Source organism: Sphingomonas mucosissima, from assembly GCF_002197665.1.
Lineage (GTDB): Bacteria > Pseudomonadota > Alphaproteobacteria > Sphingomonadales > Sphingomonadaceae > Sphingomonas > Sphingomonas mucosissima.
Map to the genome: position 1 here is coordinate 485,663 of NZ_NBBJ01000002.1, position 16,333 is coordinate 501,995.

Below are 16,333 nucleotides of genomic sequence, written 5' to 3' on the forward strand. Positions count from 1 at the left end.
TTCAGGCGGCATCTTCAACAAAGATGCGTTTCTGGGGGGCTTGTTGGCAGCAACTATCCATCTCGTGCGGCATGGCGCGCATGCCGATGCAGGACGGGTGCTTACCGGGCGGGGCGGGGACGACGGGTTGGCGACGGCGGGAACGGCGCAGGCGGCCTGGGCCGCCGGATACCTGGCGCGCCGGAACGTCGTTCGTGTGGAGAGCAGCCCGCAGCGGCGGACACGGGAAACGGCCGCGGTGATCGCAAAGGCGTGCGGTGGTGACCCTCGGGTGGCGCCCGCGCTGGACGAACTCGACTTTGGTGAGTGGACCGGCCGCGTGATCGCTGATCTGGACGGGGATCCTGACTGGACGCACTGGAACACCGTGCGATCACAGGCGCGCATCCCCGGCGGAGAGCGGATGACGGATGCCGTGACCCGTGCGGTCACCCATCTTGATACGCTCGGCGCCGGCACTTGGCCGGGCGCGATCGTCTGCGTGTCCCACTCCGATATCATCCGCGGCGTGGTGGCGCATTATCTCGGGCTATCGCTGGACCGGATGCTGGCCTTTGACGTGGATCCCGGTTCCATTACCAGCTTGGTCGTAGGTGAGTGGGGCGGACGGCTGCTGTCGCTGAACGTCCAAGCCCCCTGATGATCGATCAGTTGCTGCTTTTCTCGTCAAGAGCATCGAGCACTTCTTCGGGCGAGACATCGCGCTTGATCTCGTCGATCTCGGGATCGGTGCTCACGCCCATCTTCTGCGCCATTCGCTCGATCATGCCGGCCAACCGTGTCAGTTCATGCTCGGTGAGCAGCGAGATATGAAGATCCAGATCGCCGCGCCGGTCCGCCGCGGCCGCCATCCGGTTCTGCGAAATCAGCACAAAGGTGGACAGGAAGATCGCCTCTACCGAAGCGCCCATTGCCAGCACGACGAACGTGGGATCGAAGGGCGCGAGCCCTGGTATCACGCCCAGATTCCAGGCAATCCATCCGCCGAAGAGCAGCGCATGAAGCGCCACGAAGCGCATCGATCCCGCAAACCGCGTGATCGCGTCGGCAATCCGATCGCCGACTGGCGCGTGTTCCGCCTGACGTTCGGCCCGCGCGCTGAGACGTTCGATATTCTCGCGCAGCGTGTGAGCCATCCGAGGAGCGGTCATGGTGCTGTTGTCCTGACATACATGCCGGCGGCAAACGCCCAGGCCGGCGACATCGACCAACCAACATTGTCCGAAAGGCGAATGACGTGAATCAATTCATGCAGGCAGCGGTGCTCCAGGGACCAGGCACGGTCAGTGTCGAACAGGTGCCGGTGCCGCAGCCCGGCCCGGGCGAAGTGCGCGTGCGGATCGAGGGTTGCGGGGTTTGCGCTTCCAACATCGAGCCGTGGGAGGGGCAGCCTTGGTCGAGCTGGCCGGGCGCGCCCGGCGGCTTGGGGCACGAGGCCTGGGGCGTCGTCGACGCCATCGGGCAGGGCGCCGATTTGGAGGTCGGCACCCGCGTGGCGATGCTCTCCGAACGCGCCTTTGCGGGTTATGACGTCGCGCCCGTCGAGAAGGTAGTGCCGCTACCACCTGCGCTGGACGGCCAGCCGTTTCCGGGGGAGCCGATCGCCTGCGCCGTCAACATCTTCCGCCGCGCGCAGATAGAGGCGGGCCAGTGGGTGGCGATCATCGGCATCGGCTTCCTGGGCGCGATCCTGACCCGGCTGGCGAGCGAGGCGGGCGCCAAGGTGATCGCCATTTCCCGCCGCGAGGAATCGCTGGAACTCGCCCGCCACTATGGCGCGGAAGTCACGATCCCGATGATCGATCATTACAAGATCATCGGTGAGGTGGGGCAGCGAACCGGCGGCAGCTTCTGCCCGCGGGTGATCGAGGCGGTGGGCAAGCAATGGCCGCTTGACCTCGCCGGCGAGCTGATCGGGTTCGGCGGCCGATTGGTGATCGCCGGCTACCATCAGGACGGCCCGCGGCAGGTGAACGTGCAGAACTGGAACTGGAAGGGCATTGACGTGATCAATGCCCATGAACGCGATCTGGCGGTGCAGATGCGGGGCTTGCGCGAGGCCGTCGAACTCGTCGCCAGCGGTCGGCTGGATCCAACGCCGCTCTACACCGGCCAATACCCGCTAGACCGACTCGGTGAGGCGCTGACGGCAACGCGCGACAAGCCCGGCAGATTCGTAAAGGCGCTGGTTACCATGGCCTGACATCGGCAGCGCACGGCGCTTCAATGGCTTAGCTCGGAAGGACCGCGACGGGACTTTCGACGCGCCATTGAAGCACCGGAAAGCGCGGCTGCAAGAATCCTAGGATCATCCGCGATTCGCGATAGTCGTCGTTCGACGATGATCGAGTATTATTAAGTAAATCCAGTATCTTATAAGTTTTTCGACGCATTTTCGCGGGCCGGATCGAGTCAAGGCGGTATATTTCGAAAATGTGGCAGGGCGCGGACTTGATCGACTCACGAGCCTGTTCCTAAACCTTGGTCAGTCGCCACGGCACGTTCTGCCTGAGGCGCTCAAACGAACCATCGTCGTAGCCGAACGTGGCGGGGGCCACATCGGGGGACAGTTTTGCTCTGTTGATTTCTGGTCGTGACCTCGCGTCGCGGCCGCAGGAAAGGTGTGCGTGCCGTTGTCACAGATTTTGGTGCCAGATGATGCAGGGGAATTGGCACAGGCATGGGCACAGGTGCGGACCAATTTGCGCGAGTCCGCCGGCGCACGGCTGTTCGATCAATGGCTGAAGCCAATCCAGCTGGACGACAGCGGCGACGCGGATCGCATCCGCCTGACGCTGCCGTCAGCCTTCATGACCAACTGGGTCCGCAGCCATTATGCCGACCGGCTTTATCACGAATTCCGCGCGATCCTGCCGTATGTTCGCGCAGTCGCCATTGAAACGGCGCCCGCCCGTGAGGCGCCGGCGCTAGTCGCGATCGCGCCAGTGCAGGCGCAGGCGCCGATAGCTCCGGCCATGGCCGAGCCGGCAGCGCTGTCGGACGTGGAGCGCCCCGCGCTCGAGCCACGCTACACTTTTGACCGGTTCGTGGTGGATCAGTCCAATCGCGTGGCGTTCAATGCGGCCAAGGCACTGGCCGAGCCCGGCCCGGTGCGGTTCAGCCCGCTGTTCCTCCATTCGGGTACGGGGCAGGGCAAGACCCACCTCATGCATGCGATCGGCCATTTCTTCTTGGCTGCCGTGCCCGGCGCGCGCGTCATCGCGATGTCGGCCGAGCGTTTCATGTTCGATTTCGTCGCTGCGCTGCGTGCGCGCGATACGTTCGCGTTCAAGGCGCGGCTGCGATCGGCCGATCTGCTGCTGATCGACGATCTGCAGTTCATCGCCGGCAAGGACGCGACCCAGGAAGAATTCTTCCACACCGTTAACGAGATCATGGGTGCGGGCAAGCGGCTGGTGATTTCCGCTGACCGCTGCCCACAGGCACTGGACGGCATCGAGCAGCGGATCATTGGGCGGATGGCGATCGGCCTGGTGGCGGACATCAAGGCGCCGTCGCTGGAGCTGCGCCGCACGATCCTTGATCGCAAGATGGCCGATATGGCGGATGCAAACGTGCCCTGCGACGTGCTGGACATGCTGGCGGCGCGGATCACGGGCAATATTCGCGAGCTCGAGGGCGCGCTCAACCGGGTGGTCGCTTATGGGCAACTGACCGGCGAGACGATCGATCTGGACTTTGCCGTCGCCACGCTGGGCGACGTGCTGCGCGGCAGCCAGCGCCGGGTGACGATCGATGAGATCCAGAAGCTGGTGTCCACGCACTTCGACCTGAAGCCCGTGGACCTCGTCTCCGCACGCCGCGCGCGGGCCGTGGCACGGCCGCGGCAGATCGCAATGTATCTGTCCAAGCGGCTGACGACCCGGTCGCTGCCCGAAATCGGCCGCAAGTTCGGCGGGCGCGACCATTCCACGGTGATCCACGCCGTGCGGCGGATCGAGGAACTGCGCGATACTGATCGCGAGGTCGACGGGGCGGTGCGGGTGCTGATGCGCGAGCTGGAGGGCTGAGCACGCGCTGATAACAGGCGCTCTGCTCTATCGCTCCGAAAGGAAGAGGCCCCCCGGACGCGCAGCTATGCTGTCGTAGAGCAAGCGATCGAGCGCGTTATAGGCATCGATCGCGGCCAGATCTTCTTCGCTGAGTGGGCGTTCCGCCAAGCGCGCGCCATTGATCTGTGGGATGGAGCCGATGTCCGGCACGTCCAGTAATCGACCGAACTGCGGAAGGTGTTCGTCCAGCCGCTCTTGCAGGCCGACGAACATGAAGTCGCGTTCGATGATGGCAAGCGCAGCGGCGACCTTCGCTTCGTCCTGATCCGGCGCGATGTCGGGCAGGGCAGCCAGCGCCGCCATGTCGCCGTGCCACAGCGCTGCGGGCAGTCCAAAGCCGGCGTAACGCGGAAAGCGACCGTCGATGGCCGGCCAGCCTACGGGCTCGGGCGCGGTGCCTAGTACCTTTGCCAGCATGAGATTGCCCGGGATGATCCCCTTTCGGAGCAGTTGCGCGATCGACCAGTCGGCGACGGGCGTGTCGCGCAACGGCGCATTGGGCGGCGCGACCAGAAATCCGTGGTGCGAGCGAACACGCTCCCGCGGTGCGCGCAGGACGGTCGCATAGCGGCATGGCCAACCGATCGCCTCGCCAAAGCCGTGGCTGACGTGCGATATCAGGATTTCCGCGTTGCGCAGCAGCGGGGCGAGGCGCGCTGCTGTCGCCAGGTCGCCGGCATGTCCCTCCACGACGGCGCGGGCGCCAAGGCTGATCACCGCGCGATCGGGGAGCGCACGCTCCAGCACCTTGCGGATCGCGGTGCCCGCGGTCTTGGGAATGTGGATAAAGGCGGTTCTGGGCGCGGCCATGCGGCGGTAGCGGCGCGCGGCAGCACGCGCGCCCGGAGCCTTGCGCGCCACCATGGTGAGCGGCGCATTGCGGCGGGCCTCGTGCGCGACCGTGGCTGCCCAGCGATCGGCTAGTGCTGTTTCCAGGTGCCGCCCTTCGAACAAAGCAAGATCGTGGAGGAAGCGTGCGTGGTCGCTTTCGCTGCGCAAGCGACCACGCGAGGCGCTTTCCTTGTGCAGCAGCTCCGCGGCCGGGGTGCAGACGGACGGCAGGCCGAGCGTCTCCTTTACTCGCAGGCAGAAATCGACGTCGTTGAAGCCGAGCGGAAAGGACTCGGCAAAGCCGCCCACCGCCTCAAAGACGGCGCGGCGCACGGTTAGGCAAGCGCCCGTAACCGCCGGTTGGGTGCGGAGCGAGCGAAGGTAGAAGGGGGCGGTGCCGCGCGGGGCGGCGCGGAACGGATGCAGCGGGCTGCCTCGCGAGGAGAAGACCACCCCGACATGCTGCATTGTTCCGTTGGGAAACCATAAGGTGGGCCCCGCGACGCCGACTTCGGGCTGGCTGGCGAGCCCGACCAATTCACTCAGCCAGCGCTCCGACGTCACCTCGACATCATTGTTGAGGAAGCAAACGATCTCCGCATCGGTCAACGCGGCCGCGCGATTGTTCAGCCGAGACCAGTTGAAGGAGCCGTCGTCGCGCAGCACGCGCGCAATGCCCTCGCTTTCCAGCCAGCGCAGATACTGGAGGGTCGCTGGCTTCTCCGAGCCGTTGTCGATGATGAGGAGCTCGAATTCGGGGTATGTCGTTCGATCAAGTACCGAGCCGATGCAGGAAGCGAGCAGATCGAGCCGATCCCGCGTCGGGATGATCAGCGCGACACGCGGGGCCGGTGCTGGCACCGCTGCATGAACGGCATAGCCGGGCGCATCATGCATATTGACGCTGTGCCACGGGCCACTCGTGATCGATCGCTGGCCTTCGTAGACCGGCGGAGAGCCGTAGGCATGGAACAGCACCTGGGGGACATGCGCGAGCGCGGTTTCGGGCAAAAGCGTGAGCAGCCGGGCCGCGCCGTGCGGATCGTCCGGCGAGATCCCAACAGATGCAAGCGCGCTCGTCCGCGCTGCGCAAACGGTCGCCAGCTGTGGCTGTGCGCGCGCGAAAAAGGGGTCGGGTGCGGGAAGGAAGACGCGGCTGTGGCGCCCTGCCTCCTCTATCATGTCATAATCGGCATACACAAACGCGAGCGCAGGATCGTGCGCGAACTCGCCGGCAAAAAACAGCAAGGCGTGATCCGCCAAGCGGCCGCTGCTTGGATCCCAGTGCAAGAGCAGGGGGATCGATCCGGAGCGCTCGTCCTCGGTAGTGGACCCCGGATTACCGAGCTCCGGCCGGTCGCCACTCAGCAACAATCGCCAAGCGGGATAGGGTTGTGACATCAGCCAGCGACGCACGTCCTCCACGACGCTGTCCGGTGTATCTTTTGGCAGCATCACGCCAATCGCAGGATGAGAAGGCCAGTTATCGAGCCCCGCTGCCGCGGCGCAACCGGCGGCATCCGCGAAGGTGTCAGCATGACGCGCCCAGTCGCGATAGGCGGCGCGCGCGGCCTGCTCGTCCGCCGCAGCGCTTTCTGCCCGCACGCGGCGCTCTTCAGCTTTTTCGAGCTGTTCCGGGTCTGCAACCGAGATCATGACGGCCGGGCTTTCGCACTGCTGGCGGCTTAGCCGAGCGCCGAGGCCGATCTGTTCGGCGATAACGTCAACTTCATAGTCGCCCGGCTCGCTCGGCGCCGTCGCGTCGAGCGCAACGATGCAGGAGCACTCGGGCTCAAGCGGATAGGGCAGCAGGACTGACACCGGATCGCGGATCGGCACGCCTGTTCGAGGGACCCGACGCCAGCGCGCGCGTAGTCTGATGCCGCCCGGATCGGCTGCCTCAATCCGGATGGCGCCTGCGTTTCGAACATGTGCCAGCAAGGTGACGGCCGCGCCAGGAAGGTACGGCGTTGCCGGCGGCGTAATCGCAACGTGGCAGCCGAGTGCAGGATGATCGTCGTCACCGACCGGTTCGTGCGCGACATGGATGCGGCCCCGTGCCGCTTTGAACGTGCGCCCGCGTCCGAACGGGAGCGAGGGGGCCAGCACCAGCGAGCAAGCCACCGGTCGCTCGCCGGGAGTGCGCGGTATCTGAAGCGGGATGTCGAACGTGCATTCGGTGCCGGGCAGCAGCGTCGCCGGCAGCGAGGTAAGCTGCACCTCGCCGTCCAGATCAACTCGCAACGCCGCGCCCGTTGGTCCGCCTTCCCAGAGATACGGGGACTCATTGCGCACGGTGACGGGGAGGGCAGCGCATGCGCCGGGAGGAAAAAAGTCTGGCAGATCGCCGAAAGAGACCGAGCCATTTCCATAATCGGCGAGATCAGGTGACAGTGCCGGCCAATCGGCCGACGCCAGTGGGTCACCTGCTTCGAACGTCAGGCGAAGCGCGCGAAGGTCCGATGGCGGCGCGGGAAGTCGCTTGCGCAAGAAAGCCGTCTGCCCTCGTGCGGTGAGCGGCGCGAAGTCGTGCGTGGCAGCAATGGTCTGGGCGCCACTATCAGTCACGTAGGTGACGACCAGCGTGCATCGTTGCGGCGTTGCGTGAAGCTGCTCTCGGAGGATCGTGGGGAGTGGCAGGTCGAGAACGCGATCATGATCGCGCGGAATGATGATTGGCCCCTCCATCCCGCTGCCCCGACTCCTCCTGGCCGCAAAGGCGGCGCTTCAGCGCCTGCTACGGTGTTGCCGGCCCTGCGTCCATCTCACGCGGCGTCAGCTTAGTTGGGAGAAAAGAACCACTATAAATCAGTTGATCAGGAGGGCGAATTGCAAAGTCCGGGAACTCGGCGCTATCCCCCTGCTTCTGCTCGCGTCGTGTGGGTAGAAAAGTAAGCTTCGGGGAGCAGTGGCGCGTTCAATGCGAAAAACAGTCATTCTGCACATCGGAGCCTCAAAGGCCGGGTCGTCTTCAATCCAATCCTTTCTTCGCCGTAACCGGTTCGTCTTCAACCGGCTGGGGTATGTGATTCCGGACGCGTCGCTTTCGACCGGAAACCAAGTTTCTGGTGAGCATGTATTTGCCCTCGAAGCGTTGGCAAAGAAACGCGATGCGAGCGGCCTGCGCGAACGGATCGACGCGATCTTCGATGGCTCGAATCGAGCTGCGCGAGCTCTATTGCTATCGGCGGAGAACCTTTCCAACCTCGGCAACAGCGCGCTTATCGAGGGGCTCGCTGCCCATTACGACCTGCGCGTCGTGATGTATCTAAGGCGGCAGGATGAACTGCTCACCTCCGCCTGGCAGCAGTGGGCGTCCAAGCTGGAGAGCGATTTCCATGCCTGGCTAATCCTGGCGCTTAGGCAGTTCGGTCACTGGGACGAGGTGCTCGCCGAGTGGGAAGAGCACGCCGGTGCGGACGCAATGGTGGTCAGGGTATTCGATCGCGACAGCTTCGTGGACGGTGATCTGCTTCACGACTTTGTCGACGCCATCGGTTTGGGAGAGAAGGCCGACACCTTCGATTACAAGCAGGGTGACTCCAATCCATCCGTCACTGATGCGATCACGATGATGGTGGCCGGCAATCGCAACATCTTCGCAGATGTGCACGACAACAAATTCTACAATGCGCTGAACGAACTGACCGGGCGCTCGCTGGTGGAGACTAGAAAGCTTTCGCTGCTGACGCAGACTCAACGCGACAAGATCATCGAGTTCTATCGCCCGATCAATGAGGCGGTCTGCCGTAAGTATTTCCGGGGGCGCCCTCGGCTGTTCCCGCTCGTGGATCATCAGAAGTATCGGTATCTCTCAGGCGATCAACTCACAGACGAAAAGTTTCGGGTGATCATGACGATCCTCGCCGCGCTGGTCCGCGACGGGTAACCCCGAGGTAGCGCGGCGGCGCTGCGTTTCGTTTGCGCCCACAAGAGTGCGAGCAGGGGACTGACGAGGAGAGTGCCGTTCACAGGCACGAAGCCGCGGCTTGCGGTGCCAGTTGGCAACCGTTGGCAGCGAGCGCCCGCGATAAGCGGAGCGGCTGGGTTGACCTTTGCGAGGTGCGCGAGGATGAGCGGCTACGGACAGGGTGTTGGGGAGATGCGCGTTCGTGGAAGAAAGTGCGCCTAACCAGATCGTCAAGGCGGACGCACGTCAGTGGATCGTTGAACAGTTCGATCCAGCCTTTTATCGCAAGCAATTGCGGGAGGCGGGCGTCGATCCGTTGCCTCAGCGCGCGCTGCGCCATTATCTGGAGGAAGGATGGATCGCGGGCTTTGATCCCTCGCCACGCTTCTCCACCGAATTGTACCTCGCGTTGCACGAAGATGCGCGGGCGGCTGGGTGTTCGCCGCTTGAATATCATGCCTCCATCGGGCGTTTCAGCGGGGCAGAGGTTCCGTCGTCGGACCGAAGCGTGGGGCCGGGGATTGCGTCCGTCGAAACGATGATGGCGCAACTGCGCGAACTCTTCGACGAAGATCATTATCGCGATCAACTGGCGCTGCCGTTCAACGGCGATCTGCTGGAACATTATCTGCAGAGCGGCTGGCGACAAGGGCTCAGTCCGTCAAAGTCTTTCGACACCGAGTATTATCTGGGCGCCAACCCGGATGTCGCGGAGCGAGGCATCAATCCCTTGCTGCATTTCGTTCGGCACGGACGGGCGGAGGGCCGGCGCACTGCATGCCCGCCGAACGAAGGACCAGAAGCGGGCCAACCGGCTAGTGGCCACGCCGCCCCGCCAGCGAATGCCCCCGAGGCGACCCCGGACAACAGTCCTGCTGCGGCTCTCTTCGACCCGGCATATTATGCGGCGCAGCTTGACTCGGTCCCCGATGGCATATCGCTGTACCGCCATTTCATGGATAGCGGTTGGCGCCTGCGTCTGGATCCTTCGCCGCTTTTCAGCACGTCTTATTATTTGGAAACCAACCCCGAGGTTGCGGCGGCGGGTATCAACCCGTTCCTCCACTGGGTGAACTATGGGCGGCATGAGAAGCGCCCGGCGATCCCCTATCACCATCAGCCCGATTTCGCGCCGTTGGTGTCCGTGATCGTGCCGAACTACAATCATGCCCGCTTCCTGGAACAGCGGCTGCGTTCGATCTACGATCAGACGTATCGCAACATAGAGCTGATCGTGCTGGACGATGCCTCAAGCGACGATAGTCGGGAGGTGATCACCCGATTGCTCGAACAATGTCCATTTCCGTTCCTCACAGCCCTCAACGATACCGGCACGGGCAGTCCCTTCCGCCAGTGGCAGCGCGGATTGTCCATGGCGAGCGGGTCGCTCATTTGGATTTGCGAGAGCGACGATTTCGCGGACAGCCGGTTTCTCGAGCATCTGGTTCCCAGTTTTGCGGACCTGTCGGTGAAAATGGCGCTCGGGCGCATCGAATTCTGCCGCGGCGACGGGTCGCCCATGGCAGGAATGGCCGGCTTTCGAGACGGGGCTGAACCGGGCATATGGAACCAGCCTGTGTCACGACCCGCGGCGCAATGGTTTCGATCTGCCTTTTCCAAGCGAAACATCGTCACCAATGTGGGCGGCTGCCTGTTCCGCAATCAGCAGATAGCTGGGGAGCTGTGGGATCGCGCCGCACAATTTCGGATCGCCGGCGACTGGTTTCTCTACATTCACCTGCTTGGCAGCGGAAAGCTCGCCTTTTCCCCCGAGGCGGTCAGCTACTTCCGGCAACATGAAGCGAACACCTCGGCGCGCAACTTCGATAAGATCTATTATTACGATGAATGCTGGGCCGTTCAGCAGGAGATTCGGCGTTATTGGCGCGTGGACGAAGACGCAGGCGCCCAGTTTATTGCAGATCTATCGCACCAATACCGCCATTTCGCCGTCTATCGGGAGCATGGAGCTTTCGAAGATCGCTTTTCCGCCGGCGCGCTGATGCCTTCGGAGCCACGCGCGGCGCATATCGCGATCGGATTCCTGGGCTTCGAGACCGGCGGGGGAGAGCTTTTCCCACTGCTGCTCGCCAATGAATATGCGCGGCAGGGAGTGATGGTCTCGCTGATTGCCGCCAACCTCACCGATCGCAACGATGACATGGTGGCGCGGCTGGACTCTCGCGTGCCGGTCTATTCGCGGGACGACATGTTTCCGGGTGGTCCGGCCTCCTTGCTGGACCGGGCAGGCATTGATGTGGTTCATTCCCACAGCGTGTTGATCGAGAACCTGTTCTTCGAGCGCAGCGGCATGCTTGATCGACCGTATGTGGTCTCCATGCACGGCTCGCACAATCTGCCGGGCGGAGCGCTTGACCGGCTGCTGTTCCGCTCGCTGCGGAACGTTGATTACTGGGTCTACACCGCGGAAAAGAACCTCGACGTCTTCGCCGGGCTTCCCCTTGATCGGTCGCGCTTCATCAAGATGGCGAACGGCATGCCACGTGATGAGCGTGAAGCGCCGTTCACGCGCGCGAGCCTGGGGATCGGCGAGGACGCGACCGTCTTTACCTTCATCGCGCGCGGCATTCAGCGCAAAGGCTGGCGCGCCTCGGTGGAGGCATTCAAGCTGCTGAAGGCAAGGCATCCCAATCGTGAGATGCACCTCCTGATGATCGGCGAAGGGCGCTTTGCCGAGCGCTCGCAGGAAATCGCCGGCAGGGATCCGGCAATCCACTTCCTTGGTTATCAATCATGTATCAACGGCATCTACCGTTTGAGCGATTGCGCGCTGGTGCCCACCCGCTTCGAAGGGGAATCCTTTCCCCTGTGCGTGATTCAGGCGCTGCAGGAAGGCTGCCCGGTGCTGGGCAATGACGTGGGCGAGATCCGCAGCATGCTGACGTCCGACAAGGGCGTGGCAGGCGTGGTGACGACGAACATGCGCGATACTGATGCCTTCATCCGCCACGTCGCCGACGCGATGGAGCAGTTCCTAGATCCGGCATTCCGCGCGTCGGCCAGCGCGTTGACCGCCGAGGTCGCAGACCGTTTCAGCATGGAGGCATGTGCGGCCGCGTATCGAACCTTGTACGACCAAGCGATCGTGCTGCGTCAATGACCGCAGCCGAGCTTTCGGCAAGGGCACCGATGATTAGCGATGACGCTCCGCGCCGCGTGCCGGAGGGGCGCTCATGAGGGGCAAACGGCACGCGATCGTCCATATCGGCCACAAGAAGACCGGTACGACGTTCATCCAGAACCACCTTCACGCAAACCGCAGCGCGCTATTTGATGCCGGCGTGATCTATCCCCTCCCGGAGCCAAATCATTCATACGCGCTGTCGGGCATCTTCCACGCGGGCAAGGTGGTAAAGGCACCATCGCCGCGCGTCCGTTACGCTTCGGATCGCAAGCGCGCCCGTGAGGCGCTGCATTCTGAGCTTTGCGGTGCGGATTGGCACACAATGGTGCTTTCCGCGGAAGCGGTGGCCGGCTTTTCGCCCGGCGAACTGAAAGACTTCGCTGGCTGGCTCGCCGGGCATGTGGACACGACTCAGATCATCTTCGTCGTGCGCGATCCGGTCGATTGGGCGGTCAGCGTTGCACAGCAGCGCCTGAAAACGCGCGGTGAGGTGGAGGCGCTGCTTGCCGAGCCTGAGCCGCCGCGCTGGTCCAAGATCATCACACGCTTCCGTGAAACGTTCGGCCCGCGCGCCGTCACGGTGTTGGAATACGAGCAATTGTCGGCCGAGCGCGAGCACTTCGCCGCCCGCTTTGCGTGCGCGGCGGGGCTACCGGCAAACGTCGCCGGCGCCCTCGTGGGGAGCGACATTGGCGCGGTGAACGAATCGCTGTCGATGGAAGCTGCGCTGATGCTCGGCCGATACAATGCTCGTGTGCCCCAGCGTATCGGCGGCCGCCGCAATCCGGCACGCTCCGGGATGGAGCCAAGGGCGTTCTTCGGGTTACCAGGGCAGAAGTTTGATCTTCCCGACGCGGCCCGCCGCAAGGCCTATGTGCAAAGCCGGGAGGACGTTGCGTTCCTGGCGCAGGAGTTCGGGATCACCCGCTATTCCTATCCCGCCAGCGACCTTGCACCGAGCCGATATACTGAGGAAGTGTCGCCTGAGTTCCTGGAAGCTCTGGCTGATCGAATGGTGAGCCTGCAGGCGCAAGCGATGGCCAATCAATTGCTCTGGGGCGCGGACCGGCTGCGATACAGCGGCGACGACGCGGCTGCCGCTGCTGCGATTGACACCGCAGCGGCCCGCTTCCCCACGGATGAGCGTGTCATCCGGGCCACTGCCGGGCGCCGGCGCGGCAAGATTCGGCGGCGCTGAAGACTAGGGGTAAGGATGTGAGGCCGGCAGTCGACCACAGCCGACCTCGCGTTCTCAGACGTTGAAGCGGAACAGCATCACGTCGCCGTCGTGGACGACATATTCCTTGCCTTCCTGCCGCAGCTTGCCCGCTTCGCGCGCACCGGCTTCGCCACCAAGCGCGATATAATCATCGTACGCGATCGTCTCGGCCCGGATGAAGCCGCGCTCGAAATCGGTGTGGATTTCGCCAGCTGCCTGCGGCGCCTTGGATCCAGCAGACACGGTCCAGGCGCGCGCTTCCTTCGGGCCGACGGTGAAGAAGGTGAGGAGGTTCAGGAGCTTGTAGCCCGCGCGAATGACACGGGCGAGGCCGGTCTCCTCCAGGCCAAGCTCGCTAAGGAACATGGCGCGGTCCTCCGCCGGCATGGTGGCGATCTCGGCCTCGATCGCAGCCGATACGACCACCGCCTCGGCACCCTCCGCCGCGGCCTTTTCAAAAACGCGCGCGCTATGGGCGTTACCGGCGGCGGCATTCGCTTCTTCGACGTTGCAGACGTAGAGCACGGGCTTGGCGGTGATTAGTTGCGCCTGGGCAAAGACGCGCGCCTCCTCGGCGTCCTTTGGCTGGGTGAGCCGTGCCGGCTTGCCCTCGCGCAGTAGCTCCAGCGTCTGGCCGAGCACTGCCGCGCCGATCTTGGCTTCCTTGTCCCCCTGCTGACCCTTTTTCACGAGGTTGGGCACGCGCTTTTCCAGGCTTTCCAGGTCGGAAAGCATGAGTTCGGTTTCTACGGTCTCCGCATCGGCAATCGGGTCCACCTTGCCTTCGACATGGGTGACGTCGCCATCCTCGAAGCAGCGCAGCACGTGAACGATTGCGTCCACCTCACGGATGTTGCCCAGGAACTGATTGCCCAGACCTTCGCCCTTGGAGGCGCCGCGCACCAGGCCGGCGATGTCCACGAAGGCGAGTTGCGTCTCGATGATCTTGGCGGACTTGGCGACCTCGGCCAGCTTCTGGAGCCGCGGATCGGGCACGCCGACGTTGCCGACATTCGGCTCGATCGTGCAGAACGGATAATTGGCCGCCTGCGCTGCGGCCGTTTCCGTCAACGCGTTGAAGAGGGTGGACTTGCCCACGTTCGGCAGGCCCACGATGCCGCAGCGGAAACCCATGATCGATCCTTGGTAAAGCTTATAGAGTATATGACGTACCGCGCCCTACCGCGCGCGGCGTGAGCGCGCCACCCTATGCCGTTATCGCAGGGACGGCGGCGACATCGCCGGTGGTCACCAGCGGTAGTTGAAGCTGGCGCTGATCCGGTCGCTCTTGGCCGTGTTTGGCATCACCTCATGCCGCAGCCAGCTTTCCCACAGGAAGACCGTGCCTGGCGCCGGCTCGGCATGAACAAAGATGTCCTCGCGCGGCGGGGCGGCCATCATGAGGCCAAGTCGTGGATCCTCCAGCCGGAGCGCGCCCGATCCGGCCGGCACCGTGACATAGACGGTACCGGAAACAACGCTGTGCGGATGGATATGGCCGGAGTGGGTACCCCCCGGCCGCAACAGGTTGACCCACAGGCTGTCCAGCTTCAGCCGCCGACCGCCCAGCTGAAAGCCGCAGGCTTCGGCAAAGCGGGCGACGTGGCGATCCAGATGCCGCTTCAGATCCGCAAATGCCGGATCCCGCTGGGGCAGATCGTCAAGCGAGGCATAGGATGTGTAGCCGCGATAGCCGTGCGCCTTGGACCAGCGCTTGCCTGCGGTGTCGTCGCTCGCGAGCGCACGCACGGAACGATCCAGCTCAGCAATCAACGATTCTTCGCCGATGTCGCCTTCGTAGAAGTGGGTGGGGAATAAGGACCGAACAGCCATGAGGCGGCGGTAGCAGGTCCAACACACATGCCAAGATGTGCCGGCGCGATCGGTCGAGGGGTGGCGCTGCCAACCGCTGACCGCGCGATGGGTGAACGTCAGCCCGGTCAGGAGCCACGCCAACATCGCGGGGATCAGTAGCGAGAAAGCGTAGAACACATCAGGTGATCATAGCCACTAGCCGAATACAGCTCCCAGCAACACCGAATGCGGTGTTGCTGAAGCAGAAACGACCATTATGGCCTGCCGATCCGGTCGATCAAAACCGCGTTCAGACCGGGGACCACTCCACCGGCTCTTCGCCCTGGTCATCTGGCCCGACAGGTGCATGATCGGGTCCGATATTTTCCAGCAACTTGTCGAGCACCCAGTCGACACCCGTTCCGCTGGCGCCGGAGATGGGAATTACCTCCGCGCCGCTGGCCTCTTCGAGCTCAGCGGAAAGCGCCGCGATCAATTCGTCGTCGAGCGTGTCGATCTTGTTGAGCGCCACCACGACCGGCTTCTCGTCGAGCCCGCCACCGTACGCGGAAAGCTCCTCACGAACGATGCGGTAGCTCTCCGCCACGTCCGCATCATTCGCGTCGATGAGGTGGAGCAGCACGCGGCAGCGCTCGATATGGCCAAGGAAGCGATCGCCGATGCCCGCACCGTCCGCCGCACCTTCGATCAGGCCGGGAATGTCGGCGACGACAAATTCCTGTCCCTTGTGCCGAACGACGCCCAGCTGCGGTCGGGTGGTGGTGAAGGCATAAGCGCCCACCTTCGCCTGGGCATTGGTGACGCCGTTGATGAACGTCGACTTGCCCGCATTGGGGAGTCCGACGAGACCGGCATCGGCAAGAAGCTTCAGGCGAAGCCACACCCACGCCTCTTCGTTCGGCCAGCCGGTGCCATGCTGCCGGGGCGCCCGGTTCGTCGAGGTCTTGTAGCTGGCGTTCCCGCGACCACCGTCGCCGCCGCGCAGGAAGATCTCGCGCTGGCCGACGGTGGTAAGATCGAGCAGGAGCGTGCGCTCCTCGTCATCGGCCAGCACCTGCGTGCCCACCGGCACCTTGATCACGAGATCCTCGCCGCCCGCACCAGTGCGGTTGGAGCCAGACCCGCCTTGGCCGCGCGGGGCGCGGAAATGCTGCGTGTAGCGAAAGTCGATCAGCGTGTTGAGGCCAGCGACCGCCTCAAAGATGATATCGCCGCCTTTGCCGCCGTTCCCGCCGTCCGGCCCGCCATATTCAATGAACTTTTCACGCCGAAAGCTGACCGCACCGGGGCCGCCGGAACCTGAACGAACGAAGATCTTTGCTTGATCAAGGAAATGCATG

11 protein-coding genes are annotated in these 16,333 nt (G+C 63.8%); 6 read left to right on the forward strand and 5 right to left on the reverse strand.

Annotation, left to right across the window (positions count from 1 at the left end; all coding sequences use genetic code 11):
- Positions 1 to 43: 43 nt before the first annotated feature.
- Positions 44 to 640, forward strand: coding sequence for a histidine phosphatase family protein (locus tag SPMU_RS09465; protein WP_088333711.1), 597 nt, complete (start codon positions 44 to 46; stop codon positions 638 to 640).
- Between the two features lie 7 nt (positions 641 to 647).
- On the opposite strand, the gene SPMU_RS09470 is transcribed toward SPMU_RS09465, so the two are convergent.
- Positions 648 to 1,151 (reverse strand): DUF1003 domain-containing protein, encoded by a 504-nt coding sequence (locus SPMU_RS09470; RefSeq protein WP_088333598.1) that lies wholly within the window; start codon positions 1,149 to 1,151, stop codon positions 648 to 650.
- Between the two features lie 86 nt (positions 1,152 to 1,237).
- On the opposite strand from SPMU_RS09470, the gene SPMU_RS09475 reads away from it, so the two are divergent.
- Both SPMU_RS09475 and dnaA read left to right on the forward strand, forming a co-directional pair.
- Entirely contained in the window at positions 1,238 to 2,203 is a 966-nt protein-coding gene (locus tag SPMU_RS09475; RefSeq protein ID WP_342746442.1) for an MDR/zinc-dependent alcohol dehydrogenase-like family protein, read from the forward strand.
- Positions 2,204 to 2,633: 430 nt separating this feature from the next.
- Complete coding sequence (gene dnaA, locus SPMU_RS09480; RefSeq protein WP_088333713.1) at positions 2,634 to 4,031, forward strand: chromosomal replication initiator protein DnaA; 1,398 nt, start codon at positions 2,634 to 2,636, stop codon at positions 4,029 to 4,031.
- 27 nt (positions 4,032 to 4,058) lie between these two features.
- Here dnaA and SPMU_RS09485 read toward each other — a convergent pair whose 3' ends face one another.
- A complete protein-coding gene (locus SPMU_RS09485) occupies positions 4,059 to 7,592 on the reverse strand; it encodes a glycosyltransferase family 2 protein (protein WP_088333599.1) in 3,534 nt (1,177 codons plus the stop codon).
- Positions 7,593 to 7,812: 220 nt separating this feature from the next.
- Here SPMU_RS09485 and SPMU_RS09490 point away from each other — a divergent pair, with 220 nt between their 5' ends.
- The 3 genes from SPMU_RS09490 (at position 7,813) to SPMU_RS09500 (ending at position 13,157) form a co-directional block, all read left to right on the forward strand.
- Positions 7,813 to 8,793 carry a hypothetical protein gene (locus SPMU_RS09490; RefSeq protein ID WP_140418439.1) on the forward strand — a complete coding sequence of 327 codons (981 nt, stop codon included), beginning with the start codon at positions 7,813 to 7,815 and terminating at the stop codon, positions 8,791 to 8,793.
- A gap of 223 nt (positions 8,794 to 9,016) precedes the next feature.
- Positions 9,017 to 11,935, forward strand: a complete 2,919-nt coding sequence (locus SPMU_RS09495) for a glycosyltransferase (protein WP_088333601.1) — start codon at positions 9,017 to 9,019, stop codon at positions 11,933 to 11,935.
- Between the two features lie 73 nt (positions 11,936 to 12,008).
- Complete coding sequence (locus SPMU_RS09500; RefSeq protein WP_088333602.1) at positions 12,009 to 13,157, forward strand: hypothetical protein; 1,149 nt, start codon at positions 12,009 to 12,011, stop codon at positions 13,155 to 13,157.
- Positions 13,158 to 13,211: 54 nt separating this feature from the next.
- Here SPMU_RS09500 and ychF read toward each other — a convergent pair whose 3' ends face one another.
- The 3 genes from ychF to obgE all read right to left on the reverse strand — a co-directional run bounded on the left by ychF (position 13,212) and on the right by obgE (position 16,332).
- On the reverse strand, positions 13,212 to 14,312 hold the full coding sequence (ychF, locus tag SPMU_RS09505; RefSeq protein ID WP_088333603.1) for a redox-regulated ATPase YchF: 1,101 nt from the start codon (positions 14,310 to 14,312) through the stop codon (positions 13,212 to 13,214).
- 114 nt (positions 14,313 to 14,426) lie between these two features.
- The gene (locus SPMU_RS09510) at positions 14,427 to 15,011 is read right to left on the reverse strand and encodes a TIGR02466 family protein (RefSeq protein ID WP_088333714.1); all 585 of its coding nucleotides are present in this window, start codon (positions 15,009 to 15,011) and stop codon (positions 14,427 to 14,429) included.
- A gap of 271 nt (positions 15,012 to 15,282) precedes the next feature.
- The gene (gene obgE / locus SPMU_RS09515) at positions 15,283 to 16,332 is read right to left on the reverse strand and encodes a GTPase ObgE (protein WP_088333604.1); all 1,050 of its coding nucleotides are present in this window, start codon (positions 16,330 to 16,332) and stop codon (positions 15,283 to 15,285) included.
- Position 16,333: the final 1 nt, after the last annotated feature.

What these genes read in the sequence shown, in the direction of transcription:
- SPMU_RS09510 (WP_088333714.1), bottom strand. Translation starts at nt 15,011, where the DNA reads ATGGCTGTTCGGTCCTTATTCCCCACCCACTTCTACGAAGGCGACATC.
- SPMU_RS09485 (WP_088333599.1), bottom strand. Translation starts at nt 7,592, where the DNA reads ATGGAGGGGCCAATCATCATTCCGCGCGATCATGATCGCGTTCTCGAC.
- obgE (WP_088333604.1), bottom strand. Translation starts at nt 16,332, where the DNA reads ATGCATTTCCTTGATCAAGCAAAGATCTTCGTTCGTTCAGGTTCCGGC.
- SPMU_RS09500 (WP_088333602.1), top strand. Translation starts at nt 12,009, where the DNA reads ATGAGGGGCAAACGGCACGCGATCGTCCATATCGGCCACAAGAAGACC.
- SPMU_RS09470 (WP_088333598.1), bottom strand. Translation starts at nt 1,151, where the DNA reads ATGACCGCTCCTCGGATGGCTCACACGCTGCGCGAGAATATCGAACGT.
- ychF (WP_088333603.1), bottom strand. Translation starts at nt 14,312, where the DNA reads ATGGGTTTCCGCTGCGGCATCGTGGGCCTGCCGAACGTGGGCAAGTCC.